The organism is Agrococcus sp. Ld7 (assembly GCF_045064095.1).
Taxonomy (GTDB): domain Bacteria; phylum Actinomycetota; class Actinomycetes; order Actinomycetales; family Microbacteriaceae; genus Agrococcus.
In genome coordinates, this window is sequence record NZ_JBISGY010000028.1 from 40,720 (window position 1) to 66,148 (window position 25,429).

Genomic DNA, 25,429 nt, shown 5'->3' on the forward strand with positions numbered 1-25,429 from the left:
GTGACCGATCAGCCCATGCCCCTCGACGCCTCGCAGCGTGCTGTGCTCGACCTGCCGGAGGATGCATCCGCGATCGTGCTGGGCGTGGCGGGGTCCGGCAAGACGACCACGCTCGTCGAGCTCGTCGCCGAGCGGCTCGGCTCGAGCCCGCGGCCGGATGGTCTGCGGGCGTCGAGCCTGCAGCCGGCCGAGCTGCTCGTCGTCGCGGGCTCTCGGCAGGCGGCGACCGCGCTGCGCGACCGTCTGGCGGCGCGCACCGGGCTCGTCACCCCGGGCCCGATGGCGCGGTCGATGCCCTCGTTCGCGCACGCGGTGCTCACCGCCGCTGCGCTCGCCGACGGCCGGCCCGCCCCGCAGCTGCTCTCGGGCGCCGAGCAGGACCGCATCATCGCCGCGATGCTCGCCGGTCACGCCGACGATGCCGCCGCCGGTCTCCCGAGCGGACCGCAGTGGCCCGAGCACCTCGGTCCTCAGGTGCGCGAGCAGGCGGGCTTCCGTGCCGAGCTGCGCGAGCTGATGGCAGCAGCCGCAGAGCGCGGCATGACGGCCGATGCGCTCGCGCGCGAGGGCCGGGATCGCGACGTGCCCGAATGGGCTGCAGCCGGCGCCTTCATGGATGAGTTCGAGCGGCTGCAGCGGCTCGAGCGACGCGGTGCCGATGCGGTCACGGCGGCGTCGCTGCTGCGCGCGGCGGCGGCGCAGGTCGCCTCGACCGCCGTCGCCGTGCCGTCCCTCGTGCTCGTCGACGACGCGCAGGAGCTGACCGAGGGCGCCGTCGTCCTGCTGGAGGCACTGCGCGCCCGCGGCGCGTCGGTGATCGCCTTCGGCGATCCCGACACCACGACGGGCGGCTTCCGCGGCGCCGATCCTGCGCTGCTGGCCCGGCTGCCCATCAGGCTGGGCTTCTCCCACCTCGACGGCCGCCGTCTGCTGCTGCGCCACGACCACCGGCACGGTGAGCACGTGCGAGCCTTCGCGGCGAGCCTCGCCGAGCGCATCGGCGCGGCGGGCGCGAGCGACCACCGCGCCGCCGCTGCGGCGGGGGGCGCTGACGAACCGGTCGCGCTGCGCGTCGCCGCATCCGTCGACGAGCAGGCGCGGCAGATCGCGCGCGTCGTCCATGAGCGGCGGCGCGCAGGGGTGGCGCATGACGAGATCGGGATCATCGTGCGCACGGGCCGCATCGCCTCGGAGCTCGCCTCGATGCTCGCGGCGCTCGACGTGCCCGTCGCCTCCGGCGCTCCGACGCGGCTGCGCGAGGCGCCGGTCGTCGATGCGCTCGTGCAGGTGCTCGCGCTCGCGACGGGCCGCATGCCGCTCACGGGCGAGCTCGCCGAGCAGCTGCTGCGCAGCGACCTGCTGGGTCTCGACGCGCTCGCGGTGCGTCGGCTCAAGCGCGCGCTGCGGCACGAGATCATCGCCGCGGGCGACGAGGTGCATGTGCCGGGTGCCGAGCTCGTGCGAGCGGCCCTCGAGCACCCCGAGGCGCTCGAGGGGCTGCGCGGTGCGCGGGCGGGCGCCATCGCAGCACGCCGCCTTGCCCGCATGCTCGCGGATGCGCGGGCGCTCGTGGAGGCGGAGTCGCCGGCGTCCGTCGATCAGGCGCTGTGGGCGGTGTGGGCGGCCGCGGGCGTCGCGAAGCCCTGGCAGCGCGCGGCGCTCGAGGGCGGTGGCGTCGAACGCGCGCTCGCGAACCGGCGCCTGGATGCGGTCGTGGCGCTGTTCGACCAGGTGGCGAGGCTCATCGAGCGGCGACCCGACCTCGACACGGGCGGCTTCGTCGACTCCTGGCTGGCCTCGAACGTCGACGACGACTCGCTCGCTGCCCGCACCGACGGCGCGCGGGTCTCGATCGGCACGCCAGGGCAGTTCGTCGGCCGCGAGCTCGACACGGTCGTGGTCGCGAGCCTGCAGGAGGGCGTCTGGCCCAACCTGCGGCTGCGCGGGTCGCTGCTGGGCGCCAACCGGCTCGACGGTGACGTGACCGACGATGCCCGCGCTGCGGTGCTGCACGATGAGCTCCGGACCTTCGCGAAGGCCGTCTCGACCGCGCGCACAACGGTGGTGCTCGCCGCGGTCGAGAGCGACGAGGAGCAGCCGTCGCCGTTCACGATGGGTGCGTCGAAGGCGTTGCCGCACGCCGAGGCCTGGTATTCGCTGCGATCGCTCGTCGCGCACCTGCGCACCAGGGTCACCGCGCGCGAGGATGCGGCTGCCGCAGCAGCGCTGCGACGCCTCGCCGACGAGGGCGCGGCGGGCGCGGCGACGGCCGAGTGGGCGGGGCTCGCCCCGATCACGACCGAGGCCCGCCTGGACGCGAACGAGCCCGTGGCCGCCTCACCCTCCTCGCTGCAGAAGCTCGACGAGTGCGAGGTGGCCTGGGTGATCGACCGACTGGCGGGCTCGACGTCGAACCGCGCGGCCGGGTTCGGCACGATCGTGCACGAGGCCGTCGAGTCGTCGGATGCGACGGATGCTGCGGCGCTCGAAGCCGCGATCGGCGCGCGGGTGGGCGAGCTCGTGCACGAGTCGACGTGGGAAGCCGCGCGCCAGCGGGCCGACATCCCACCCATTGCCGCCCAGATCGCGGACTACTTCCTTGCGCTCAAGGGCGAGGGATGGCGCGTCGAGCCGGCAGAGCACGAAGCGCGCTTCGAGGTGCGGTTCGACGACGGCAGCCAGCTGCGGGGATCGATCGACTGGCTCGAGCACGGTGCCGACGGCACCGTCCGCGTCGTTGACCTGAAGACCGGATCGCACAAGCCGGACGCGCACCCGGAGCTGGGCAACCTGCAGCTGCGCGCCTACCAGCTGGCGGTCTCGCTCGGCGCCATCGAGCGCGTGCCCGCGCACTCGCCCACCGAGGCACGACTGTTCCTGCCCCGGATCGCCCCGAGGACGAAGGTGGTGGAGGCGTCGGCGTTCGACGACGTGCGCGAGCACTTCGTCGAGCACCTGCGCGCTGCGATCGACACGATGGGCGGGGTCGCCTTCTCCGCGTCGCCTGCCGAGCACTGCTACGACGACTTCTCCTACGGCCAGTGCGCCATCCACGTCCTCCCGGAGGTCACCGAATGAAGTTCAGCGCCACGGAGCTCGCGGAGCGGCTCGCCCATGCGGCGGGGAAGCCCGTGCAGCTGCCGACCGAGGAGCAGATCGCCGTCATCCAGGCGCCGACCGCTCCGACGCTCGTCGTCGCGGGCGCCGGCAGCGGCAAGACGCACACGATGGCGCAGCGCGTGCTCTGGCTGGTCGCCAACGAGGTCGCGCAGCCGGACGAGGTGCTGGGGCTGACCTTCACCCGGAAGGCGGCGCGCGAGCTGGCAGAGCGGCTCGAGCAGCAGCTGGCGCTGCTGGCAGCGGCGCAGCTGGTGCCGGCGGAGGTCGTGCAGACCCGGAAGCCATCGGTGCAGACGTACAACTCGTTCGCAGGCAGCCTGTTCAAGGAGTGGGCGCTGCTCATCGGGCGCGACCCGGACTCCGAGGTGCTCTCCGATCCGGCCGCGCTGCTGATGGCACTGCGGATCGCTCGGGCCTCCGACGACGAGCGGCTGGCGGCGATCGGCTCGGCCACCCGCGTGGCGGAGCACGTGCTGCGACTGGCCGGAGAGCTCGGCGACCACCACGTCTCGACCGGTCGGCTGCGCCGCGCGGGCTTCGCCGACGCGTTCGCGGCGAAGGCCGAGCTCCCGCCCGATCCGGCCGCGAAGCGCGCCCCGGCGCAGAAGGCGCAGCAGGACTTCGCGGCCGATATCGCCCGGGTCGGCGCGCTCGCCCCGCTCAGCGCGCTCGTCGACGCCTTCGACGAGCAGAAGCGGCGGCTGGGCGTCGTGCAGTTCAGCGACCAGGTGCGATTCGCCCTCGACGCGCTGCTGGCGCACGACGGCGCGATCGACGAGCTGCGCGATCGCCACCGGTTCGTGCTGCTCGACGAGTTCCAGGACACCTCGGTGCTGCAGCTGCAGCTGCTGGGCAGGATCTTCCGAGACCGACCCGTCATGGCCGTCGGCGATCCCAACCAGGCGATCTACGGCTTCCGCGGTGCGAGCGCAGGCACGCTCGCGCTCTTCCAGGATCACTTCGGCGAGACCGCGAAGGCGACGCTCTCGATCAGCTGGCGCAACGACGCGGAGATCCTCAGGCTGGCCGGGGCGATCGCGGACGAGCTGCCCACCCGCGCCGAGGTGCCGGTGGAGCAGCTCCGAGCCCGCCGCGGCGCGGGCCAGGGAGAGGTCGCGGTGCGTCACTGCCGCACGGTCGACGACGAGGCCGATGCGCTCGCCGCGTGGCTGACCGGGCACGGTGCCGGTGCGGGTGACACCACGGCCGCAGTGCTCGTGCGGACGCACGGGCAGGCGATCGACCTCTCCGCCGCCCTCGCGGCCCGCGGACTGACGGTCTCGCGCTCGGGCGGCGGCGGTCTGCTCGAGGATCCCGCCGTGGTCGACCTCGTGGCGGCGCTGCGGGTGCTCGGTCGACCGGAAGAGGGCTCGAGCCTCGTGCGGCTGCTCGCGGGCGCGCGCTGGCGGATCGGCGTCGCCGACCTCATGGCGCTCCAGCGCTCGGCGCAGCGCATGGCAGCGGCTGGCCTCTCCGACGAGCAGCGAGCGCGCGACCGCGGTGCGGTGGTCATCGAGGCCTCGTCGTCGATCGTCGACGCCCTCGACGCGCTCGTCGACGGGGCTGCGCTGGAGGGCGCCACCGACGCGGGCAGCGCGCGGATGCGGCAGGCGGCGACGCTGCTGCGCGAGCTCCGCAGGCAGGCGGGCATGCCGCTGCCCGACTACGTGCGGGTGGTCGAGCGGGCGCTCCGCCTCGACATCGAGGTGGGAGCGCATCCGAGTCGGTCGAACGCCGCGCTGGACGCTTTCTCGCGCGAGGTGCAGGCCTTCGCGTCGGCCGACGAGCGCGGGACGCTCGACGCGCTGCTGACCTATCTGGAAGCCGTCGAGCGCGGCCGCGGACCGGACGCGCCGCAGGAGGAGCCGAAGCCAGGGGTCGTGCAGGTGCTGACCATGCACGCCTCGAAGGGTCTCGAATGGGACGTCGTCGCACTGCCCCGGCTCGCGCAGGCCCGCCGTGACCCGAGCTCGCGCGGATGGCTCGACTGGGGGAAGCTGCCGTTCCCGCTGCGCGGCGACGCGGCGATGCTGCCGGTCTTCGACCACGACCAGCCGACGCTCCACGACTACCTCGCCGCGCGCGGCGAGTTCCTCGGTGCGCTCGCCGAGCACGGGGAGTCCGAGGGCGACCGGCTCTCCTACGTGGCCGTCACCCGGGCCCGCCGCGCGCTCTGGCTCTCCGGCGCACAGTGGTACGGCACCGGCACGACGCCCGCGAAGCCGACCCGGCTGCTCGAGCTGGCTGCCGCGACGATGGGCACCGCGCTGCTGGAAGCTGCCTCGAAGGATGACGGCAACCCGCGCGCCGGCAGCTCGGCGGTCGTGACCTGGCCGGTCGATCCGCTCGGCGGGCGCCGTGCGGAGGTCGAGCGGGCTGCCGCGCTCGTCGACGCGGCCGACCCGGCGCAGCCGACCCCGTGGGACGACGTGATCGAGCTGCTGCTGGCCGACCGCGCGCAGCCGACCCTGACGCTCCCGAGCCGCATCGCGGCATCCGGCTTCAAGGACTGGGCGGCCGACCCGGTCGCGGTCGCGCGGCAGATCGCCCGCCCGATGCCGCAGCAGCCGTTCGCCGCCACGCGGCTCGGCACCCTGTTCCACGGCTGGGTGGAGCGGCGCGACGGGGCGATCGGCCTCGGTGATGCGGTGGACGACGAGCCGCTCGACGAGGAGCTCGTCGGCATCGACGCGGAGCGGCTCGAGCGCCTCAAGCAGACCTTCCTCGCCTCGCCGTACGGCGACCGTCAGCCGGCCGAGACCGAGATCGAGATCCACCTGCCGCTCGCGGGCACCACGGTGGTGTGCAAGATCGACGCCGTCTACCGCGACGGCGATCGGGCGACGGTCGTCGATTGGAAGACGGGGCGCCTGCCCTCCGGTGCGGCCGATCTGGAGGCACGCCAGCTGCAGCTCGCGCTCTACCGTGCCGCCTACGCGGCGCACGCGGGGCTCGATCCCGAGCAGGTGGACGCCGAGCTCTACTTCGTCGAGCACGACCGTGTCGTCAGGCCCGATCGCATCGAGTCGCTCGCGGAGCTGGAGGCGCGCTGGCTCGCGGCCCAGCAGGCGGTGGCCGAGGCCTCAGCGGTCGGCTGAGGCCCCGCTGCTCGCGTCGTCGCCGTCCGTCACCGGCGCGTCGCCATCGTGGTGCGCCACCGGGTTCTCGACCGCTCCGGCCGCGTGGTCGGGGATCTCGGCAGACGGGTTCGACTCGCCCAGGTAGGCCTGCACGCCCGTGAGGTCCATCGTCTCGGGGTGCTGCGGAGCGATGGCGGCGTCCGGGTCGGCGTCGACGCGCGCGACCAGGCCGGCGAGCATCCCCTTCGCGTCCTCGACGATCGACGCGTCGTCGCGATCGACGCCGTGCAGCAGCCACTTCGCGATCTCGAGCTCTGCATGGAGCATCGCCCGCTGGCGCACCTGGCGGTCGCCGATGCCGCGCGCCGCCGCGTGCGCGTCGAAGGCCTCGTCGACGCTGCCGAACTGGTTTGAGCCCAGCAGGAACGCGAGGTCGCGGGCGGGGTCGCCGATGGACAGCGCGTGCCAGAGGTCGAGGCCGACGACCTCGGAGCCGTCCACGCGGAAGGCGGGGGCCTGCAGGTCGCCGTGGACGAGCGTGGGCTTGAACTGCCACAGCTGGTCGTCGCCCAGCGCCGACTCCCAGCGCTGCAGCAGTGCGGCGGGCACGACGCCGGTCGCGGCCGCCCGATCGAAGGTGTCGAGCAGACGCGCACGCAGCGACTGGGCGCTCTCGTGCGGCAGGCCCGCATCGGCGGCCACCGACGTCGGCAGCTCGTGGATCGCGGCGATCGCCCTGCCGACGCTGGTGGCGAGTCCGAGGCGTGCGGGGGAGATGTCGGCGAGCCGCAGGGGGGCACCCGCGAGGCGCGTCAGCACGAAGAGCGTCGACTTGCCTGCCGGGGTCGTGCCGAGCAACGACGGCACCTCGAACGGCAGTCGCGAACGGGTGGCGAGCGTGAGCGCGCCGAGCGCGGCCGCATGCGCCGTGGCGCTCGAGAGCGCGGCGACCGATCGCGGCAGGAGCATCTGCACGGTCGACCCGTCGGCGAGTCGCGCCGCGATGACCGAGCGGTGCTCGTCCGAGCCGTCCTCCGTCGCTCCGACGACATCGAGGCCCGGCACAGCAGTGGTGGCGAGCGCGGCTAGAGTGAGGGGGTTCGGGCTCATGGATGCCAGGCTAGGCCGCAACTCGCGCACGAGGGGCCGCGCCACGCGATGGAGGTGACGTGCCAAGCACTGCAGGCCGCGATTCGGTGCCACCGCTCGCTCGCTTCGGCCTCGATCGCGATCACGGCTCGCGCGTCGCCCCGGACGCCGTCGCTCGAGCGCTCGAGCTCGGGTCGACCCGCATCATCGTGATCGCCGGTGATCGTGCACCCGTGCGCGACGGGAGGATCGTGCGCTTCGCGCCGCAGGAGCTGCCCGGAAGCCTGCCGCACGTCGAGCCGCCGGTGCCCCTGAGCTGGATGGGCCGCCTCGTGCCCGATCGTGACGGGGAGCCGGGTGCGATCATCCTCAGCCAGCTCGTGCGGGAGCCGTTCGAGGTCGATGGTGCCGTGTGGCGCGCACTGCGCGAGATCGGTGCGGACCTCGACGATGCGGACTCCGGGCTGCTCGTGCAGGCCGTCGCGCTCGGCGTCTGGCAGCGCGAGAGCCTGCACAGCCCGCTCGACGGCACGCCCACGAGCTTCGAGGAATCCGGCTGGGTGCGGCGCGCAGCGGGCGGTGCCGCCCAGTTCCCGCGCACCGATCCTGCCGTGATCGTCGCGATCCACGACGAGGCGGATGAGCGCATCCTGCTGGGCCACAACGCCGCCTGGCCGAAGGGCCGCTACTCGCTCATCGCCGGCTTCGTCGACCCGGGCGAATCGCTCGAGGCCGCCGTGGTGCGAGAGGTGCGGGAGGAGACGGGCCTGGAGGTCATCGAGCCCCGTTACCTGGGGTCGCAGCCGTGGCCGTTCCCCCGCAGCCTCATGCTCGGATTCGAGTGTGTGGCGCCCGATCCCGAAGCGATCGTGCCGGACGGCGTCGAGATCCTCGATGTGCGCTGGTTCACCCGCGCCGAGCTCCGCGCCGGGGCCGTCCAGCTGCCCGGACGCTCATCGATCGCCTCCTGGATCCTCGAGGCCTGGCTGGAGCGATGAGCAGCGCGACAGGCGTGTCGGGCGCGGTCACCGATGCCGATCGCATCCTGGCGGGGCTCGACGAGCAGCAGCGCCTGGCCGCGACCACGCTGGGCGGTCCGGTCGCGATCCTGGCCGGTGCCGGCACGGGCAAGACGCGCGCCATCACGCATCGGATCGCCTACGCGGTCGCGACGGGGGAGCAGGCGGAGCACGCGTCGCTCGCACTCACCTTCACCTCGCGGGCCGCGGGGGAGATGCGCTCGCGCCTCGCCCGGCTGGGCGCGGGCGGCGTGCAGGCGCGCACCTTCCACGCTGCGGCGCTCGCGCAGCTCTCGCACTTCTGGCCGCGCATCACCGGCTCCCGCATGCCGGCGCTGCTGCCGCAGAAGGCGGCGACGCTCGCGGATGCCGCTGCGCAGCTGCGGATGCGGCTGCCGACGGCGCAGCTGCGCGACGCCGCCGGCGAGATCGAGTGGCGCAAGTCGCAGGCCATGACGATCGAGGACTACGGCGTGCAGGCGCGCATCCGGCCCATGCCGACGGGCATCCTGCCAGAGGCCATGATCGACCTCCACATGGCGTACGAGCGGGTGAAGGATGAGCGCCGGCAGATCGACTTCGAGGATGTGCTGCTCGCGACCGCGGGGATGATCGAGCGCGAGCCGGTCGTCGCCGACGAGGTTCGCTCGCGCTACCGGCACTTCACGGTCGACGAGTACCAGGATGTCTCGCCCATGCAGCAGCGGGTGCTGGCCGCGTGGCTGGGCGATCGCCGCGACGTCTGCGTCGTGGGCGACCCGAGCCAGACGATCTACTCGTTCGCCGGCGCCGACGCGGCCAGCCTCGGGCGATTCGTCCACGATCACCCCGACGCGGAAGTGGTGCGGCTCGAGCGCTCCTACCGGTCGACCGCCGCAGTGGTCGGCTGCGCGAATCGGCTCATGCGTGGCCGCGATGCGCTCACGCTCACCGCCGCATCGGGCGAGCCGGGCAAGGAGCCGACGCTGTCGGTGCACGCCAACGACTCGGCGGAGGCTGCGGCGATCGCCGCGGCGTGCCGCGCGCAGGTCGACGCGGGCGCCGACCCCGGTCGCATCGCGATCCTCACGCGATTCCACGCGCAGTCCGGTCTGCTCGAGCAGGCGCTCGCGAGCGTCGGGCTGTCGTCGACGGTGCGCGGTTCGGCCCGGTTCTTCGAGATCCCGGTCGTCAAGCGCGCCGTGATGATGCTGCGCAGCGCACCGGCCGACCGACGACCCGTCTTCCAGGCGGTGACCGACATCGTCATGGGGCTCGGCTATCGCGCTGAGCCGCCGGCGACGCACGGTGAGGAGCGGGCGCAGTGGGACGCCCTGCACGCGCTCGTCACCCTCGCAGAGGAGTCAGGGGGCACCGATCTGCCCGCCTTCGCGAGCGATCTGCAGCGGCGGGCGCAGACCGAGCACGAGCCGTCGGTGGCGGCGGTCACGATCGCCACCATCCACGCCGCCAAGGGCCTCGAGTGGCAGCACGTGCACGTGTGCGGTCTCGCCGAGGGTCTGCTGCCGGTCTCGCACGCGTCGACGCTCGCCGAGATCGACGAGGAGCGGCGGCTGCTCTACGTGGCCATCACGCGTGCGGAGCGCACGCTCTCGCTCAGCTGGGCGCGCAGCGCCGGGCACTCGGTCAGGCAGCCCTCGCGGTTCCTGGCCGAGATCGCGCCGCCGGGTGCTCCGGGCGCGCGTCGCGGTGCGGGCAGGGCCGGCGGCGCAGCGCGCTGATCGCGCCGTCGCGCTGGCGGATCCTGACCGCCCAGCCGGCCGGCAGCGCATCCTCGCTCGCACGCTGCAGCGCGTGCAGCACCGTCACCACGCACTGCGCCGACCCGATCGCGCCCTCGACGGACGCGAGGTGCGCCGGCAGCAGGAGCCGCTGCCGCGGTGCAGGGCAACGGGTGCACCCGCCTCCGATCGGCACGAACGGGCCGACCTGCAGCCACGCGTCACCGACCACCACGGGCAGCTGCGCGGCAGCCGAGCGCTGCAGCCGCTCGACCTCCGCGTCGGGCAGCCGCCACGACGCGACGGGCACGATGACGCCGTCGTCGCCCGCCGGGTGCCCGGCGTCGCGGGCGGCGCGGTGCAGGCGCTCCGCCAGCCGGATGCGCCCGCGCACGACCACTGCGATGGCGGGCGCCGTGTCGATCACCGCCGACGCGAGCGCGGCCAGGAGCGCGTCGGCCGCGTCGTCGCCGATCAGCTGCGCGAGTTCACGCGGCAGCACACCGCGGGTCAGCGCCGCGATGGCGCGCAGGGTCGGGGGGTCGGCGTCGAGCACCGCGACCGGCTCCTGTGCCCCGATCGCGATGCGGTCGGGCGTGCAGCGGAAGACGGCCAGGTGAGGATCGAGACGGAGCATGGGCGCATGGTGCGCCATCGCAGCGCGTGCCGTCGCCCGCTCTCCACAGGTCAGCGCGTTTCGGCGTCCCCGGGCTCGTCATCCGGGGCGATGTCCTGCGCGTCGGCCGCGTCGCCCTCGTCGTCGCCCGGCGCCTCGCCGGCATCGGTCGCAGCAGCATCGTCCGGGTCAGCGGGCCCCCGGCCGTCCTGCTGCGCTCGCTCGGCGTCGTCGAGCAGCTCCTGCAGCGCCAGATCCATCTCGTCGAGCTCGCCGCCGCCCTGCAGCCGCGCGATCACGCCTGCCGGGTCGTCGATGTCATCGGAGCCCGGCATCAGGTCGGGCTGATCCCAGAGCGAATCGCGCAGCTCGGGTCCGACGGCGTCCGTGACGCTGCGCCAGAAGGCCGCCGCCTCCCGCAGGCGGCGAGGGCGGATCTCCAGCCCGACGAGCGTGCCGAAGGCCTTCTCTGCCGGGCCGCCGGTGGCGCGACGCCGTCGCACGGACTCGGCGATCGCGTCCCGTTTGGGCAGGCGCGCGGTGGCCGCCTCGGTCACGGCATCCACCCATCCCTCGATCAGCGCGATCGTGGTCTCCAGCCGAGCGAGCGCCTCGAGCTGCTCCGGGCTCTTCGGGGGGATGAGCGCGCCGCTCGAGAGCGCCTCGCGCAGCTCGTCCGTGTTCGTCGGGTCGAACGACTCCGCCAGCTCCTCGAGCCGCTCGATGTCGATGTGGATGCCCTCGGCGTACTCGCGCACGGAGGAGAGCACGTGCAGGCGCAGCCAGCGTGCGTGGTGGAACAGGCGCGCGTGGGCGAGCTCGCGCGCTGCCATCCAGATGTGGACCTGATCCTCGGGGATCTCCAGGCCCTCGGCGACGGCGCGCAGGTTGACGGGGAGCAGCGCGGCCGTGTCCTCGAGCAGCGGGAACCCGAAGTCGCCGCCCGCGACGGTCTCGCCGGCAAGCTGGCCGACGACGTTGCCGAGCTGCATGGCGAACATCGTGCCGCCCACGTTCCGCAGGATCTTCTCGGCGCCGGCGAGCATCTCCTGCGCCTCCTCCGGCGCGTGCTCCTGCATCGCGCGCGTCAGCGCGTTGGCGACGCTGTTGGCCACCGGCTCGCTCATCTCCTGCCAGACCGGCATGGTCGCGTCGACCCACTGCTGCCGCGACAGCATCGTGAGGCCGGTGGCCGCCCCGATCTGGGTCGTCTCGCCGAGCCACAGCGAGGCGAGGTCGACGGCCTGCTGCACGCCCTCGCGCTCGGCGCTCGTGACCGAACCGGGGTCGCGCTGCACGATCGCGGCGGCCTGGCGGCTGGCAGCGGACCAGTCGATGCCGTCCTCGCTGCGCGACAGGGCCGCCTGCAGCTGGGCCATGATCGCCTGCAGCTGGGCGGGATCCGTCGGCATGCCCGCCGCGCCCGCGAGTCGCGATGGATCGATGGGGCCAGCGCCGGAGAGGAACTGCTGCAGCATCTCGCGCAGCTCGTCCTCGGGGCGACGGTCGTCGGAGTCCTCGGGCATGCGACTACGCTAGCCGCAGCATGTCCGAACCCGCCGGGAATCCGCCCATCCCGCCCTCCGCCGTCCGCGAACAGCCGGTCCACCGCCGCTTTCCCGACGTTCGGCCGCGGCGCCTTCGGCGTGCCGGCTGGGGCGCCCTCGCCGCTGCGGCAGCCGCGGCGCTTGCGCTCGCGTTCGTGCCATCGCCCTACGTGGTCGAGACCGCGGGCCCGACCTACGACACGCTCGGCGAGACCGAGGCGGGGCCGCTCATCGAGATCGATGGCGCCGAGACCTATCCGACCGAGGGCGAGCTGCGCCTGCTCACGGTCGCCTGGTACGGCAGCCCGCAGCGGCCGCTCAGCTGGATCGAGGTCGCCCAGGCCTATCTCGACCCGGCCGACTCGATCATCCCCTTGGACGCCGCCTTCCCGCCGGACGTGACGGTCGAGGAGTCGAACGAGGCGGGCCAGATCGAGATGCAGAACTCGCAGCAGGCCGCGGTGGCAGCGGCACTGCTGCACGAGGAGATCGACATCGTCAGCGACGTGCGCGTGGCGGGCGTGATCGCGGACGCGCCCGCGGACGGTGTGCTGGAGGAGGGAGACCGCATCCTGCGCGTCAACGGCGAGACGGCATACGACGTCTACTCCATCCGCGAGGCGATCGCCGCGACGGACGGTGCGACGACCTTCGACATCGAGCGCGACGGGCAGCCGATGACGGTCGAGGTCACGCCGCTCGTCGAGGGCGAGCAGCGACTGGTCGGCATCTACCCGTCCAACGAGTTCACCTTCCCGTTCGACGTCGACATCCAGCTGCCGAACGTCGGCGGACCGAGCGCGGGCATGATGTTCGCGCTCGGCATCGTTGATGAGCTGACGCCCGGTGCCATGACCGCCGGCACGGATTGGGCCGGCACCGGCACCATCTCCGCGCTCGGCGACGTCGGCCCGATCGGCGGGATCGTGCAGAAGCTGCACGGGGCGGTCGACGCAGGCGCCACGCATTTCCTCGCGCCGGTCGAGAACTGCGGCGACGTCGTCGGTCATGTGCCGGAAGGATTGACGGTCTTCGCGGTCGACACGCTGGACGACGCGATCCGGGCGATCGAGACGGTCGCCACGAGCGCGGATGCATCGGCACTGCCCACGTGCGAGGGCGCCGGCTCATAGGCTCGACGGTTACCATGGCTCGACCGCCTCATAGCCTTTGGAGCCCCACGACGTGTCTGCCAACGCCGAACGACCCACCGCCGCGACCACCGGGAGGCAGCGGCCCTCGCCACTGCTGATCACGGTGGTGATCGTGGCGGCCATCATCGGGGCCTTCCTGCTCTTCTCCGGCTTCTACGCCGACATCCTCTGGTTCGATCAGCTCGGCTTCGTGCAGGTGCTGCAGACGCGCTGGCTGTCGATGGCCGTGATGTTCGCGATCGGCTTCGTGGCGATGGCCGTGCCGCTCGCGCTCGCGGTGCAGATCGCGTTCCGCTCACGCCCCGTCTACGCGCAGCTGAACTCGCAGCTCGACCGCTATCAGGAGCTCGTGGAGCCGCTCCGCAAGCTCGTCATGTGGGCCGCGCCGGCCGCGCTGGGGCTCTTCGCTGGCATCGCCTCGGCATCCCAGTGGGAAGTCGCGCAGCTGTGGCTGCACCGGCGCCCGTTCGGCGAGGTCGACCCGCAGTTCGGCTTCGACGTCGGCTTCTTCATCTTCGAGCTGCCGTTCTACCAGCAGGTGGTGGGCTTCGCGCTCGCCGTGCTGTTCATCTGCGCGGTCGCGACAATCGCCACGGCGTACCTCTACGGCGCGATCCGCATCACCGGCCGCGAGTTCCGCATCTCCCGCTCGGCGCGCATCCAGATCGCGGTCATCGCCGGGCTCTACATGCTCGTGCTGGGCGTCTCGATCTGGCTGGGCCAGTACGCGTCGCTCGCGCAGAGCTCGCAGGGCTTCGTCGAGACCGGTGCGGGATGGACCGAGGTGAACGCGTCGATCCCTGCCGCCCAGATCCTCGCCGGCATCGCGGCCGTGGTCGCGATCTTCTTCATCATCACGGCGATCATCGGCCGCTGGCGCGTCGCGATCGTCGGCACGGCGCTGCTGATCGCTGCGTCGCTGGTCGTGGGCGTCGCGTATCCCGCGATCATGCAGCGCTTCCAGGTCGACCCGAGCGCGAGGACGCTCGAGGCCGAGTACATCCAGCGCAACATCGACGCGACCCGAGCTGCCTGGGGCGTCGACGAGATGGTGGAGACGGCCTCCGACGCGCGCACGGATGCCGAGCCCGGAGCGCTGCGGGAGGACGCGGAGACGACCGCGAACATCCGCATCATCGACCCGGCGCTCGTCACCGACGCGTTCGCCAACCTGCAGGAGTACCGCCCGTACTACGGCTTCGGCGACCAGCTCGACGTCGACCGCTACGAGGTCGACGGACAGACGCAGGACACGGTCATCGCCGTGCGCGAGCTGGACCTCTCGGGCCTGGACGACGACAGCTGGTACAACCGCCACATCGTCTACACGCACGGCTACGGCGTCGTCGCCGCCTACGGCAACCAGCGTGGCCAGGAGGGCCAGCCGGTGTTCCTGCAGTCCGGCATCCCCACAGAGGGCGAGCTCGGCGACTACCAGCCCCGCGTCTACTTCGGCGAATCGATGCCCGACTACTCGATCGTGGGAGCTCCTGGGGACCTCGAGCTCGACTACCCGCGCTCGAGCGACGAGGGCAGCGGCAATGCTGAGACGACCTTCGCCGGCGATGGCGGGCCGAAGCTCGACAACATCTTCAACCGGCTCGTCTACGCGCTGCAGTTCCAGTCGGAGCAGATCATCCTCTCGGATGCGGTGACCGATACGTCGCAGATCCTCTACGACCGCGATCCTCGCGAGCGCGTCGCACAGGTCGCGCCGTACCTGACGCTCGACACCGACACGTATCCCGCGATCGTCGACGATCGGCTGGTGTGGGTCGTGGACGGCATGACGACCGCGTCCAGCTACCCCTACTCGTCGCAGCGCTCGATCGCGCAGGCGATCGCCGACACCACGAACCCGACGCCGCCGATCGGTGACGTGATCAACTACGTGCGCAACTCGGTCAAGGCGGTCGTGGACGCCTACGACGGCTCGGTCTCGCTCTACGCATGGGACCCGCAGGATCCGATCCTGCAGGCATGGAACGAGATCTACCCGGGCACGATCAAGCCGATCAGCGAGATGTCCGGCGAGCTCATGAGCCACGTCCGCTACCCGGCCGACATGTTCAAGATGCAGCGCTCGATCCTGGGCAACTACCACGTGACGAACCCGGCGACGTTCTTCTCCGGCGACGACCAGTGGGCGACTCCGACCGATCCGACCGTCGGCACCACGCAGGCCGCGGCGCCCACGCAGCCGCCGTACTACCTGACCATGTCGGTGAATGGGCAGGACCCGGCGTTCACGCTCTACTCGACGTTCATTCCGCAGGACGGTCGCAATGTGCTCTACGGCTACCTGTCGGTGAACGCCGACGCGGGAGGGACCGACGGTGAGGTGGCGGACACCTATGGGCAGCTGACCCTGCAGATGCTGCCGAAGGATCGATCGATCCCGGGACCGGGTCAGGTGCAGAACCGCTTCGACACCGACGACCAGGTCTCGCGAGAGCTCAACCTGCTGCGGCAGGGAGCCTCGGAGGTGAAGAACGGCAATCTGCTGACGCTGCCGGTCGGCGGCGGACTGCTCTACGTGCAGCCGGTGTACCTCGAGTCGACCGGTGCGACCTCGTACCCGGTGCTGCGGAAGATCCTGGTGTCGTTCGGCGACGACATCGCCTTCGAGGACACGCTCGACGAGGCGCTGGACGCGCTCTTCGGCGGCGACTCCGGGGCGGAGGCCGGCGACTCGGATGTCGATCCGACCGACCCCGAGGGGGAGCAGCCCGGTGAGGAGCCCGCGCCCGAGGGCAGCCTGCAGGCACAGCTCGACGCTGCGGTCCAGGCTGCTGGCACCGCCCTGCAGGAGCGTCAGGCGGCGTACGCGGAGAACGACCTGGTCGCAGCCGCGGAAGCAGACGAGCGACTGACGGCCGCGCTCGGGGAGGCGCTCGCGCTCTCGGCGGAGATCGAGGGCGATGCGGCGCCGGCGGAGACGACGGCACCGGATGAGGCCCCGGCCGAGCCCGAGGCCCCGGAGGAGACCACCGCGCCCTAGCCGAGTTGCCGTTCTGCAGAACCCCTGGTAATGTTTCATCTTGTGCCGCGGGGTGGAGCAGCTCGGTAGCTCGCCGGGCTCATAACCCGGAGGTCGCAGGTTCAAATCCTGTCCCCGCAACAAGAAGTCCGCGAACTGCGGCACACGGAAGAGGCGCCCGAGAGGGCGCCTCTTCTGCATCTGTCGCGACGACGGGCCTGCACGCCCCGGCGCCGCACAATGGGCTTCGCAGTGCCCGCCGAGGCGGATGACCGCTTCATGGGCAGATTCTCGCGTCCGCTCGCGGTCGTCTTCGCAGACTTCGCCCGGGTGCACAGCGGCGCGCTGCTCGAGCTCGGCTGAGGCGCTGCCGTTCGACGACCGCGGGTTCGACGCGGCACTGGCGCAGCTGGTGGTGTCGTTCATGCACGATCCGGTGGCGGGTGTGGCCGAGATGGCCCGAGTGTGCCGCTCGGGCGGCGGAGTCGCGCGGTGCGCGTGGGATCACGAGCTAGGTCCGCTCGCGACCTTCTGGCGGGCCGCGGCATCGTTGTCCAGCGGCGATGGCACAGCGGCGATGGCACTGCGGCGATGGCACTGCGGCGGAGGCGTCCGAGATGGGACGACGGGCCGGCGGCCTCGAGCGCCTCCTGCGCGCGCGGTCTGCAGGATGTCGTGGAGGCGCAGATCGAGGTGTCGGTGCGGTTCGACGACCTCGACGCCTGGTGGTCGCCGTTCGAGCTCGGTGTCGGCCCCGCGGGCCAGCACGTGACGGGTCTGGGCTCGAATGACCGCGCGCGCCTCCGGGAGCGGTGCGGCCAGATGCTGCCGGAGCCGCCGTTCGAGGTGCGCGGTCGCCAACGCCGCACGCGGCAGACGCGCGTGAGCGTCGCTGGGAACCGTCGCTAGCGACTCCCGCCGTTCGAGCCGGAGAGCTCCGGCCGGCCCTCGCTCGGCTGCACGACGACGAATCCCGGTCCGTGGAACGCGAGCTGGAACGCCTCGCCGGAGCCACCGCGCAGCATCGAGCGCATGTTCATGCTGTTCACCACGCTCGGGTTGAGCGAGGCCGACCAGCACACCGCGGCGTTCGGGTCGACGAAGGTCGGCTGCTGCGAGCAGTCGAGCAGCAGCGGCTGGCCCTCGCAGGAGAGGCCGACGGTGCCGACGCCCCCGATCTCGACATTGAAGAGCCCGCCCGCGAGGATGTTGCCGCTGCGGAGCATCTTGATGTCCCACTGCAGCTCGGGATCGAACGCCAGCAGGTTCTTGCCGTTGACCGACAATCCCTCGTTCTCCAGCTGCACCGTGAAGACGTTCGCGGCATCCCGCGCGAGGAACACCTCGCCCTCGCCGCGCATGCGCATGAGCGAGGTCCCCTCACCGGTGACGAGCTTCTTCAGCATGCGGCCAGCTCCCGCACCCTCGTGCTGGAACTCGATCTGGCCCTGGTAGGCGACCATCGCGCCCTTCGCCGCGAGCACGTCGCGCCCGCCCGAGACGTTGATGCGCAGCATCTTGCCCGACTGCTTCACCCACCGGTCGGCCGACTGGCGCTCCTGATTCGCCTCGGCGAACAGCTCTGATCTCATGCTTCCCCCTCCAGGGCCTGCTCGAGCCGGACGACCTTGCCGTCGAGCTCTCCCGTCCAACCGGGTCGAATATCGGCCTTCAGCACGAGCGAAGCGCGCGGCGAGACCGCGAGCACCGCATCGGTTGCGCGCTTGACGACGTCGAACACCGCGTCCCATTCGCCCTCGATCGTGGTGAACATGGCGTCCGTGCGGTGCGGCAGCCCGCTGTCGCGGACAACCCGCACGGCGGCCGCGACGGCGTCGTGCACGGAGCCGTCAGGGCCCGCGCTTGCCGGTGCTACAGAGAATGCGACGAGCATCCTGCTCCCTTCGTCGCTCTGATCCTGGCACCTGACTCGTGATCGCGCGAGCACGGCGGCTTAGGCTGGTGGCATGCGAGACGACGAGGGGATGCTGCTGGCCGCTGCCGTGCAGTGGGCGCCGGGGGAGGACGTGGCAGAGAACCGGGTCGCCGCCGCGCACTGGATCGATCTGGCGGCCGCGCGCGGCGCACGGCTCATCGTGCTGCCGGAATACTCGCAGCACTGCTCCGCAGACCTCGCCTCGTCTGCCGCCGAGGCGGCGGAGACGCTGGACGGGCCGTTCGTCGCCATGCTTCGCGACCGTGCCGGGGCGCACGACGCGGTCGTTGTCGCAGGACTCCTCGAGCAGCTGGACGACGGGATCGCCAACACGGTCGTCGCCGTCGATGCGTCCGGGGTGCAGGAGGCATACCGCAAGGTGCACCTGTACGACGCCTTCGGCACCAGGGAATCCGACTGGCTGACGGCCGGCGACCCGGCCCAGGCCGTGGTGATCGATGCGTTCGGCACGCGCATCGGCATCCAGACCTGCTACGACCTGCGCTTCCCCGAGATGACGAGGCGACTCGTCGACGCGGGGGCCGATGTGATCCTCGTCCCAGCCGAATGGGTGCGGGGCCCGCAGAAGGAGCGGCACTGGACGACGCTCGTCACCGCGCGCGCCATCGAGTCGACCGTGCACGTGGTCGCTGCCGATCAGGCTCCGCCGCTCGGCGTCGGCTGCTCGCTCATCGTCGATCCGATGGGCATCCCGCTCGCTGCGCTCGGCGACGAGGAGGGGATCGCTGTGGCGCCGATCGATCCCGACGTGATCGTGCGCACGCGCACGCGCAATCCTTCGCTCGCGAACCGGCGCTATCGCGTCAGCTGACGCTCAGCGCGCAGGGGACGCGAGCGAGGCACCGCGCAGCCCGGCAAGCCGCGTCGAGGCCTCGTGCAGCATGTCGTCCGACTTGCAGAACGCGAAGCGGATGGTGGAGCGCAGGTCGCGACGCGACGGTCGCGCGAAGGCTGACAGGGGCACCCCGACGACTCCGGCGAGCTCCGGCAGCTGCCGCGCGAGCGCGGTGGCGTCCTCGATGCCGAGCGGCGCCGCGTCGGCGAGCACGAAGTAGCCCGCGTTCGCCTCGTGCACGGTGAAGCCTGCGGCCCGCAGGCCGCGCGTGAGGATGTCGCGCTTGCGCGCGAACGAGGCGACGTTCGTCTCGAAGTGCTCGTCCGGGAGGCGCAGACCGACGGCGATCGCGGGTTGGAATGGCGTGCCGTTGACGAAGGTCAGGTACTGCTTGACGGCGCTGATCTGCGCGATCCGCTGGGGCGTCGCCATGATCCAGCCCACCTTCCAGCCGGTGAGCGAGAAGGTCTTGCCGGCCGAGGAGATCGAGACGAGGCGCTCCCTGGCGGCGTCGAAGGACGCGAGCGGCACGTGCTGCTCGTCGTAGACCAGGTGCTCGTAGACCTCGTCGGTGACGATGATCGCGTCGCGGCGCTCGGCGACGCGGATGATGTGCCGCATCGTCTCCTCGCTGAAGACCGAACCGGTCGGGTTGTGCGGGGAGTTGACGAGGATCATCTTCGTGCGCGGCGACGTCGCGCGCTGCAGCCGGTCGATGTCAGGCTCGAAGTCGGGGGCTGCAAGCGGCACCGGCACGAGCACCGCGCCGGCCAGCGCCGCGATCGCAGCGTAGGCGTCGTAGTACGGCTCGAACACGATCACCTCGTCGCCGGGGTTCAGGTAGGCCAGCATCGTGGCGGCCAGGGCCTCGGTCGCGCCAGCGGTCACCAGCACGTCCCCCCGGCCGAGCCCGATGCCGTAGAAGCGACGCTGGTGCTCGATGATCGCGTCGATGAGCTCGGGTGCGCCACGCGCCGGTCCGTACTGGTTCCGGCCGTGATCGATGGCGTGCTTCGCCGCGTCGAGCACCGCTCGGGGGCCGTCCTCATCGGGGAAGCCCTGGCCCAGGTTCAGAGCCCCCGTCTTCGTCGCGAGGGCGGTCATCTCGGCGAAGACGGTGGGCGCGAGCCGGCCGTCAGCACCCAGCAGGCCCGCGCCTGCGGCCGTGCGCTGCCATGGTGCCTGTTCCATGATCCGACGCTACCCGGTTCCCGGTCGTTCCGAACCGGTGACATGGCAGTCGCGTAGGAATCGCATGGATTCGGATGCCACGCTGGGGACCATGACGAACCCGTACTCCAGCGTGCCGAACCCGATGGGACCGCAACGGCCTCCGCAGCAGCCGGTGCCGCACTCCGAGCAGTCACTCCCCCCGCAGCCGCAGAACTGGCAGCGGTGGCAGGCGCCGGGTGGGCCTCGGGAGAGCGCGGCCGGCACCTCGACCGGCTATGCGCAGCCCTCCTACTCGGCGCCCGTGTACTCGAACGGCGGCGTGATGCACGATGGCTCTGCGCTCGGCGGCAGGTCGGCGCCCGACGCGACGCGACCGGCGGCCGCGGTCAAGCCCCGCAGGCGCACCGGATTCGTGGTGGGCACGCTCCTCGCGGCGGTGCTCCTCGGCGGTGGAGCAGGCTTTGCCGGTGGCGTGCTGGCAGACGGAGCGCAGCCGCAGACGCAGTCGGCGCCCGGGGCCACCGGCGCGACCGGTGAGCCGGTCACGAACCCGGGCACGATCGCTGATGTCGCGGCAGCCGCCGGTCCATCGGTCGTCACGGTGCAGGCATCGTCCAGCACCGGGTCCGGCGAGGGCTCCGGCGTCGCCGTCGCTGCCGGCGGCTACATCGTCACCAACAACCACGTCGTCACGCTCGGCGGCCAGGCAGCGAACGCGACCATCACGGTCGAGACCAGTGACGGCAGGCTGCTCGCGGCTGAGATCGTCGGCACCGACCCCGTCGTCGACCTGGCAGTGATCAAGGTCGACGCAGACCTGCCGGTGATCACGTTCGCCTCGAGCGACGACGTGCGCGTCGGCGACAGTGCGATCGCCATCGGGGCGCCCCTCGGGCTCTCGAACTCGGTCACCGACGGCATCGTCTCGGCGGTCGACCGCGGGCTCCGCATCGCGTCGAGCGCCGCACCGCAGAATGCCGACGAGCAGCAGAGCGAGCAGTCGCCGTTCGGCTTCTGGCAGCCGAACGGAGCCCAGGCGGCGCAGCAGGAGATCTCCATCCCCGTGGTGCAGACCGACGCGTCGATCAACCCGGGCAACTCGGGCGGAGCGCTGCTCAACAGCGGCGGTCAGCTCATGGGCATCAACGTCGCCATCGCGAGCCTCGGTGCGTCGGACGGCGAGACCGGAGGGTCGATCGGCATCGGCTTCGCGATCCAGTCGAGCCTCGTGCAGCGCGTGGTCGAGGAGATCATCTCCACGGGCGAAGCGAGCCACGGCCTGCTCGGTGCAAGCGTGAGCGACGTGACGGATGCCTCCGTCGGCACCGTCGGCGCGCAGATCCGTGAGCTCTCGGACGGCGGCGCAGCCTCGGCGGCGGGGCTCCAGGTCGGGGACGTGATCACCGAGATCAGCGGCCAGCCGGTCACCGGTGCGATCGACGCCACCGCGCAGGTGCGCTCCTATGCGGGCGGCAGCGAGGTGACGGTCACCTACCTGCGCGACGGGCAGGAGGCCGACGTGCAGGTCACGCTCGGCGAGCTCGGCTAGCTGCCGCTCCCGCGCTCGTCCAGCGGCGCGTCGCCCGGTGATTCCACCGGCGGCGCGCCGTCGGGCGTCCTGCCAGCGCTGTCGGCGGGGAATGCGTCGTCGCCCGCCCTCTTCGCGGCCGCGCGATCGCGCAGCCGTCGCATCCCCCCGGCCAACCCATCGCGCTCGATCTGGCGTGCCTGCGTGATGCGCTCGCCGAGGCTGGGACGCACCTCCTTGATGCGCGGGGCGAGGTTGGCGTCGAAGTGCAGCGGCGCGGGACCGAATGCCTCGCGAGCTGCCTTCACGACCTGTCGTCCGAGAATGTTGTTGCCGACCCCGCCGATCACGGCGCCGATGCCGAAGGGCATCGCCCGGCCCAGCATCGAGGCGCCGGTGTTGCGCGCCATGCGTCGCAGGAACGCGCGCCGCATGGAGTCGATGACCTGCCCCATCGCGCCGGACGGCATGGTCGACGTGATGAGCCGCCCCCAGTAGGCGTTGCCTGACACGCCGCCGCGTCCGAGCGCCTGCTCAGCCGCGCGCTTGACGAGCGACTGGCCCCCGTTGCCGAGCATGAGACCCATGACGAGTGCCTTCGCGCGCTGCTCGTCCTGCACGGCGATGCCGTGCACCTCGGTGACGGCCTGCCCGAAGAAGGCGCTGGCCTCGAGGAAGCCAGCGGTCTCCGCGACCGTCAGCCCGATCGCCGCGGCCGTGCCGACGCCGGGCGCGACGGCGGTGGCGCCGACGGCAGCACCGCCCGTCGAGACGGCAGAGAGGTACTGCTTCTCGAGCCGCGCGATGACCTGCTCGGGAGTGAGGTCCGGATGCTTGCGGCGCAGCGCGCGCAGATGGTTGATGACGAGCGGCCGCTGCACGCCGAGGATGCCGTCGAGCGTCTTCAGCATCCAGCCGAGATCCTCGTGCTCTTCCATCTCACCCATCGATTCCCCCTTGTTCGTCGTGACGCGCACCACGTGCGCTCCGTGATGCATCCTCGCGCACGCACCCCGCAGAAGCGCTGAACGTGGGATCATGGATCCATGACGACGACAGGACCCGACACCGCAGGACCCGACTCGATCGGCACCGGCGGCGGCACCGATGTGCTCGACCGCGAGCTCGAGCAGCTGCTCAACGAGGAGTCGGTGGAGGATGGCGACCACGATCGCTTCTCGCACTACGTGAAGAAGGAGAAGATCCTCCAGTCGGCGCTCTCGGGCAAGGCGGTGCGGGCGCTGTGCGGCAAGAAGTGGACGCCGGGCCGCGACCCGGAGAAGTTCCCGATCTGCCCCGCCTGCAAGGAGATCTACGAGAAGCTGCGCAGCGAGTAGCCGCTCAGCGGAAGACGGTGGGGATCGCGGGCTCTCCCCGAGCCAGGCGGTGCGCATCGGCGGGGAGCTCGGCCACGGAGAGCGCATGGCGCTCGCGGGCTGCCTCCACGCCCGCCGCGCCCAGCCAGCGCTCATCGATCTCGCCATCGGTCACCAGCGGCACCTGCAGCGCGCGCCCGTCAATGGCCGCGTCCTCCAGCGCGCCCTCGCCGAGCAGCACCGTCTCCTCGACGGCGATCCCCTCGTGCAGGCGGCGCGCGGCGACCTTCTCGCCGCCCTTCGACGCCTTGTTCTCCGAGTGCTTGGCCACGCCGACCCATTCGCCGTCGTCGCCCTGCCGGGCGACCAGCTTGTAGACCATGCCCGCTGCGGGGGCACCGGAACCGGTGACGACGCTCGTGCCGACGCCGTAGGCGTCCACCGGGCTCGCCTGCAGGCCGGCGATCGCGTACTCGTCCAGATCGCTCGTGACCGTGATGCGCGTGCCCGTGGCGCCCAGCGAGTCGAGTAGGGCGCGTGCCTCACCGGCGACCTCGGCGAGGTCACCGGAGTCGAGGCGGATGCCGCCGAGCTCGGTGCCCGCGATCTCGACGGCCGTGCGGATGCCCTGCTCGATGTCGTAGGTGTCGACCAGCAGCGTGGTGCCGACGCCGTGTGTCTCGATCTGCGCCTGGAAGGCCGCGGCCTCTGAGTCGTGCAGCAGCGTGAACGAGTGTGCGGCCGTGCCCATGGTCGGTATGCCCCAGCGGGCGCCTGCCGCAAGGTTCGACGTGGCGGAGAAGCCCGCGATGTAGGCAGCGCGCGCGGCCGCGATCGCCGCCTCCTCGCTCGCGCGGCGAGAGCCCATCTCAGCGACGGGGCGATCCCTCGCCGCACGCGTCATGCGCGTTGCCGCGTTGGCGACGGCGGAGTCGTAGTTCAGCACCGACAGCGCGACCGTCTCGAGCACCACGGCCTCGGCGAAGCTGCCCTCGACGACCAGGATCGGCGAGCCGGGGAAGTAGAGCTCGCCTTCCGCGTAGCCGCGGATGCTGCCGGAGAATCGATAGTCGGCGAGCCAGTCGAGCAGGTCGCCGGAGACGACTTCTGCGTTGCGCAGGAACGTCAGCTCCGCATCGCCGAAGCGGAACTCGGCGACGCGCTCCAGGAAGCGGCCCGTGCCGGCGACGACGCCGTAGCGCCTAGCTCCGGGGAGGCGCCTGGCGAACACCTCGAAGACGGAGGGACGGAACGCCGTGCCGCTGCGCATCGCGGCATCGATCATCGTCAGCTCGTAGCGGTCGGTCATGAGCGCGGTGTCGGTCACCCGGCCAGCCTACGTCGACCGGCGCTCGGCGGTCTGCGTGCGTGCAGGGGGAGCGGGTACCGTGGCCCGGTGCCGAGCAGCGAACACGACCCCGAGCCGAAGCCCCGGCGTCCCCTGCCGGACGGCGTCGAGGTTCGCGAACCGGTGCCGCAGGACGCGCCCGCATGGGCGATGTTCCTGGTGGAGGAGCAGCAGCGCACCTACGCGGGCCGCCTGCCCGGTGACTTCGCGATCCGTGGGCTCGCGCAGGCGAACGTCGTCGGCCTCGCGCGGGCGTTCGGGGATCCCGGGCGGCGGGCCGCAATGCGACGGATCGCCTGGCACGACGGCCGCGTCGTGGGTGTCGCATCGACGAGCTCGGCACCGGCGGCCTGGGAGGAGGAGCTGGGCCTCGTCCCTCCGCCCGCCGATCGGGAGCTCGACCGGCTGTACGTGCACGCCGACATGCACGGCACGGGTTTGGGCGCGGCGCTGTTCGATGCGGTCATGGACGAGCGTGCCCACTATCTGTGGCTCATCGACGGGAACGACCGCGCCGCCCGGTTCTACGAGCGGCGCGGGTTCCGTCACCTCGACGAGCAGGTGGAGACGGGCCCAACCTGGGGAAGCATCCCAATGCACCGGATGTTGCGGCCGGAGCGCTCAACCGCAGGTTGAGCGCGGAGGCCGCAAGGTCGAGGAGCGTGCGGCCTCCGGCCGCCCGCGTCACGAGACCTAGCCGAGCGGACCGGCCTCCGCTTGGTCTCTCTAATGGTGGATGCCGGTCCGTGATCGGTGCAGGCTGGCTTCGGTGATGGTCGGGCGTGGCTCTACTGGTCTCTGACCCTGAGTGATCGGGTGTCTTGGTCACGACATGCCCGCCTGGCGGTCGCCGGAGCCGGCCCGAGACCTGCCTTGGCTTGATAGAAGCATGCCCGACCCGTGAGGGTCGTGGCTCCTTAGAGAGTTGCCGCAGCGGGTTCTTCTC

General features: G+C 72.0%; 20 protein-coding genes and 1 tRNA gene. 13 read left to right on the top strand and 8 right to left on the bottom strand.

The genetic code is table 11. The annotated features are described in order from the left end of the window. Positions 1-3,078, top strand: a complete 3,078-nt coding sequence (locus tag ACJJVL_RS07910) for a PD-(D/E)XK nuclease family protein (protein WP_405217983.1) — start codon at positions 1-3, stop codon at positions 3,076-3,078. Then, on the top strand, positions 3,075-6,218 hold the full coding sequence (locus ACJJVL_RS07915) for a UvrD-helicase domain-containing protein (RefSeq protein WP_405217984.1): 3,144 nt from the start codon (positions 3,075-3,077) through the stop codon (positions 6,216-6,218). The genes ACJJVL_RS07910 and ACJJVL_RS07915 overlap by 4 nt, the downstream gene beginning before the upstream one ends. On the opposite strand, the gene ACJJVL_RS07920 is transcribed toward ACJJVL_RS07915, so the two are convergent. Beyond that, positions 6,204-7,310, bottom strand: coding sequence for a phosphotransferase (locus ACJJVL_RS07920; RefSeq protein ID WP_405217985.1), 1,107 nt, complete (start codon positions 7,308-7,310; stop codon positions 6,204-6,206). The two genes, ACJJVL_RS07915 and ACJJVL_RS07920, sit on opposite strands and share 15 nt — an antisense overlap. A gap of 59 nt (positions 7,311-7,369) precedes the next feature. Here ACJJVL_RS07920 and nudC point away from each other — a divergent pair, with 59 nt between their 5' ends. Together nudC and ACJJVL_RS07930 are read left to right on the top strand one after the other, a co-directional pair. Next, positions 7,370-8,287, top strand: coding sequence for an NAD(+) diphosphatase (nudC, locus tag ACJJVL_RS07925; RefSeq protein ID WP_405217986.1), 918 nt, complete (start codon positions 7,370-7,372; stop codon positions 8,285-8,287). Continuing rightward, the gene (locus ACJJVL_RS07930) at positions 8,284-10,029 is read left to right on the top strand and encodes an ATP-dependent helicase (protein WP_405217987.1); all 1,746 of its coding nucleotides are present in this window, start codon (positions 8,284-8,286) and stop codon (positions 10,027-10,029) included. The genes nudC and ACJJVL_RS07930 overlap by 4 nt, the downstream gene beginning before the upstream one ends. Here the strand turns inward: ACJJVL_RS07930 and ACJJVL_RS07935 are convergent. Both ACJJVL_RS07935 and ACJJVL_RS07940 read right to left on the bottom strand, forming a co-directional pair. Further along, positions 9,935-10,666, bottom strand: coding sequence for a hypothetical protein (locus tag ACJJVL_RS07935; RefSeq protein ID WP_405217989.1), 732 nt, complete (start codon positions 10,664-10,666; stop codon positions 9,935-9,937). The genes ACJJVL_RS07930 and ACJJVL_RS07935 overlap by 95 nt on opposite strands. A 50-nt stretch (positions 10,667-10,716) precedes the next feature. Next, entirely contained in the window at positions 10,717-12,171 is a 1,455-nt protein-coding gene (locus ACJJVL_RS07940) for a zinc-dependent metalloprotease (protein ID WP_405217991.1), read from the bottom strand. A gap of 20 nt (positions 12,172-12,191) precedes the next feature. Between ACJJVL_RS07940 and ACJJVL_RS07945 the strand changes: the two genes are divergently transcribed. The 5 genes from ACJJVL_RS07945 (at position 12,192) to ACJJVL_RS07965 (ending at position 17,235) form a co-directional block, all read left to right on the top strand. Beyond that, positions 12,192-13,325, top strand: a complete 1,134-nt coding sequence (locus ACJJVL_RS07945) for a PDZ domain-containing protein (protein WP_405217992.1) — start codon at positions 12,192-12,194, stop codon at positions 13,323-13,325. Positions 13,326-13,377: 52 nt separating this feature from the next. After that, complete coding sequence (locus ACJJVL_RS07950; RefSeq protein WP_405217993.1) at positions 13,378-16,347, top strand: UPF0182 family protein; 2,970 nt, start codon at positions 13,378-13,380, stop codon at positions 16,345-16,347. 46 nt (positions 16,348-16,393) lie between these two features. Further along, positions 16,394-16,467, top strand: a tRNA-Met gene (locus ACJJVL_RS07955). Positions 16,468-16,735: 268 nt separating this feature from the next. Beyond that, complete coding sequence (locus ACJJVL_RS07960; protein ID WP_405218013.1) at positions 16,736-17,098, top strand: hypothetical protein; 363 nt, start codon at positions 16,736-16,738, stop codon at positions 17,096-17,098. Continuing rightward, positions 17,002-17,235, top strand: coding sequence for a hypothetical protein (locus tag ACJJVL_RS07965; protein ID WP_405218014.1), 234 nt, complete (start codon positions 17,002-17,004; stop codon positions 17,233-17,235). Before ACJJVL_RS07960 ends, ACJJVL_RS07965 begins: the two co-directional genes overlap by 97 nt. On the opposite strand, the gene ACJJVL_RS07970 is transcribed toward ACJJVL_RS07965, so the two are convergent. Further along, entirely contained in the window at positions 17,232-17,918 is a 687-nt protein-coding gene (locus tag ACJJVL_RS07970; RefSeq protein WP_405217994.1) for an AIM24 family protein, read from the bottom strand. The two genes, ACJJVL_RS07965 and ACJJVL_RS07970, sit on opposite strands and share 4 nt — an antisense overlap. Next, positions 17,915-18,220 (bottom strand): MTH1187 family thiamine-binding protein, encoded by a 306-nt coding sequence (locus ACJJVL_RS07975; RefSeq protein WP_405217996.1) that lies wholly within the window; start codon positions 18,218-18,220, stop codon positions 17,915-17,917. The genes ACJJVL_RS07970 and ACJJVL_RS07975 overlap by 4 nt, the downstream gene beginning before the upstream one ends. A 73-nt stretch (positions 18,221-18,293) precedes the next feature. Between ACJJVL_RS07975 and ACJJVL_RS07980 the strand changes: the two genes are divergently transcribed. Then, the gene (locus ACJJVL_RS07980) at positions 18,294-19,094 is read left to right on the top strand and encodes a carbon-nitrogen hydrolase family protein (protein ID WP_405217997.1); all 801 of its coding nucleotides are present in this window, start codon (positions 18,294-18,296) and stop codon (positions 19,092-19,094) included. 3 nt (positions 19,095-19,097) lie between these two features. On the opposite strand, the gene ACJJVL_RS07985 is transcribed toward ACJJVL_RS07980, so the two are convergent. After that, a complete protein-coding gene (locus tag ACJJVL_RS07985) occupies positions 19,098-20,309 on the bottom strand; it encodes an aminotransferase class I/II-fold pyridoxal phosphate-dependent enzyme (RefSeq protein ID WP_405217999.1) in 1,212 nt (403 codons plus the stop codon). A 64-nt stretch (positions 20,310-20,373) separates the two neighbouring features. On the opposite strand from ACJJVL_RS07985, the gene ACJJVL_RS07990 reads away from it, so the two are divergent. After that, positions 20,374-21,840 (top strand): S1C family serine protease, encoded by a 1,467-nt coding sequence (locus tag ACJJVL_RS07990; protein WP_405218001.1) that lies wholly within the window; start codon positions 20,374-20,376, stop codon positions 21,838-21,840. Here the strand turns inward: ACJJVL_RS07990 and ACJJVL_RS07995 are convergent. Continuing rightward, positions 21,837-22,766, bottom strand: coding sequence for a hypothetical protein (locus ACJJVL_RS07995; RefSeq protein WP_405218002.1), 930 nt, complete (start codon positions 22,764-22,766; stop codon positions 21,837-21,839). The two genes, ACJJVL_RS07990 and ACJJVL_RS07995, sit on opposite strands and share 4 nt — an antisense overlap. Positions 22,767-22,865: 99 nt before the next feature. On the opposite strand from ACJJVL_RS07995, the gene ACJJVL_RS08000 reads away from it, so the two are divergent. Further along, complete coding sequence (locus ACJJVL_RS08000; RefSeq protein WP_405218004.1) at positions 22,866-23,156, top strand: DUF3039 domain-containing protein; 291 nt, start codon at positions 22,866-22,868, stop codon at positions 23,154-23,156. A 4-nt stretch (positions 23,157-23,160) separates the two neighbouring features. Here ACJJVL_RS08000 and ACJJVL_RS08005 read toward each other — a convergent pair whose 3' ends face one another. Beyond that, the gene (locus tag ACJJVL_RS08005; protein ID WP_405218005.1) at positions 23,161-24,462 is read right to left on the bottom strand and encodes a nicotinate phosphoribosyltransferase; all 1,302 of its coding nucleotides are present in this window, start codon (positions 24,460-24,462) and stop codon (positions 23,161-23,163) included. Between the two features lie 69 nt (positions 24,463-24,531). Here ACJJVL_RS08005 and ACJJVL_RS08010 point away from each other — a divergent pair, with 69 nt between their 5' ends. After that, a complete protein-coding gene (locus ACJJVL_RS08010; protein WP_405218007.1) occupies positions 24,532-25,119 on the top strand; it encodes a GNAT family N-acetyltransferase in 588 nt (195 codons plus the stop codon). Positions 25,120-25,429 lie beyond the last annotated feature (310 nt).

What these genes read in the sequence shown, in the direction of transcription:
- ACJJVL_RS07915 (WP_405217984.1), top strand. Translation starts at nt 3,075, where the DNA reads ATGAAGTTCAGCGCCACGGAGCTCGCGGAGCGGCTCGCCCATGCGGCG.
- ACJJVL_RS07920 (WP_405217985.1), bottom strand. Translation starts at nt 7,310, where the DNA reads ATGAGCCCGAACCCCCTCACTCTAGCCGCGCTCGCCACCACTGCTGTG.
- ACJJVL_RS07930 (WP_405217987.1), top strand. Translation starts at nt 8,284, where the DNA reads ATGAGCAGCGCGACAGGCGTGTCGGGCGCGGTCACCGATGCCGATCGC.
- ACJJVL_RS07935 (WP_405217989.1), bottom strand. Translation starts at nt 10,666, where the DNA reads ATGCTCCGTCTCGATCCTCACCTGGCCGTCTTCCGCTGCACGCCCGAC.
- ACJJVL_RS07940 (WP_405217991.1), bottom strand. Translation starts at nt 12,171, where the DNA reads ATGCCCGAGGACTCCGACGACCGTCGCCCCGAGGACGAGCTGCGCGAG.
- ACJJVL_RS07945 (WP_405217992.1), top strand. Translation starts at nt 12,192, where the DNA reads ATGTCCGAACCCGCCGGGAATCCGCCCATCCCGCCCTCCGCCGTCCGC.
- ACJJVL_RS07970 (WP_405217994.1), bottom strand. Translation starts at nt 17,918, where the DNA reads ATGAGATCAGAGCTGTTCGCCGAGGCGAATCAGGAGCGCCAGTCGGCC.
- ACJJVL_RS07975 (WP_405217996.1), bottom strand. Translation starts at nt 18,220, where the DNA reads ATGCTCGTCGCATTCTCTGTAGCACCGGCAAGCGCGGGCCCTGACGGC.
- ACJJVL_RS07980 (WP_405217997.1), top strand. Translation starts at nt 18,294, where the DNA reads ATGCGAGACGACGAGGGGATGCTGCTGGCCGCTGCCGTGCAGTGGGCG.
- ACJJVL_RS07985 (WP_405217999.1), bottom strand. Translation starts at nt 20,309, where the DNA reads ATGGAACAGGCACCATGGCAGCGCACGGCCGCAGGCGCGGGCCTGCTG.
- ACJJVL_RS07990 (WP_405218001.1), top strand. Translation starts at nt 20,374, where the DNA reads ATGGATTCGGATGCCACGCTGGGGACCATGACGAACCCGTACTCCAGC.
- ACJJVL_RS07995 (WP_405218002.1), bottom strand. Translation starts at nt 22,766, where the DNA reads ATGGGTGAGATGGAAGAGCACGAGGATCTCGGCTGGATGCTGAAGACG.
- ACJJVL_RS08000 (WP_405218004.1), top strand. Translation starts at nt 22,866, where the DNA reads ATGACGACGACAGGACCCGACACCGCAGGACCCGACTCGATCGGCACC.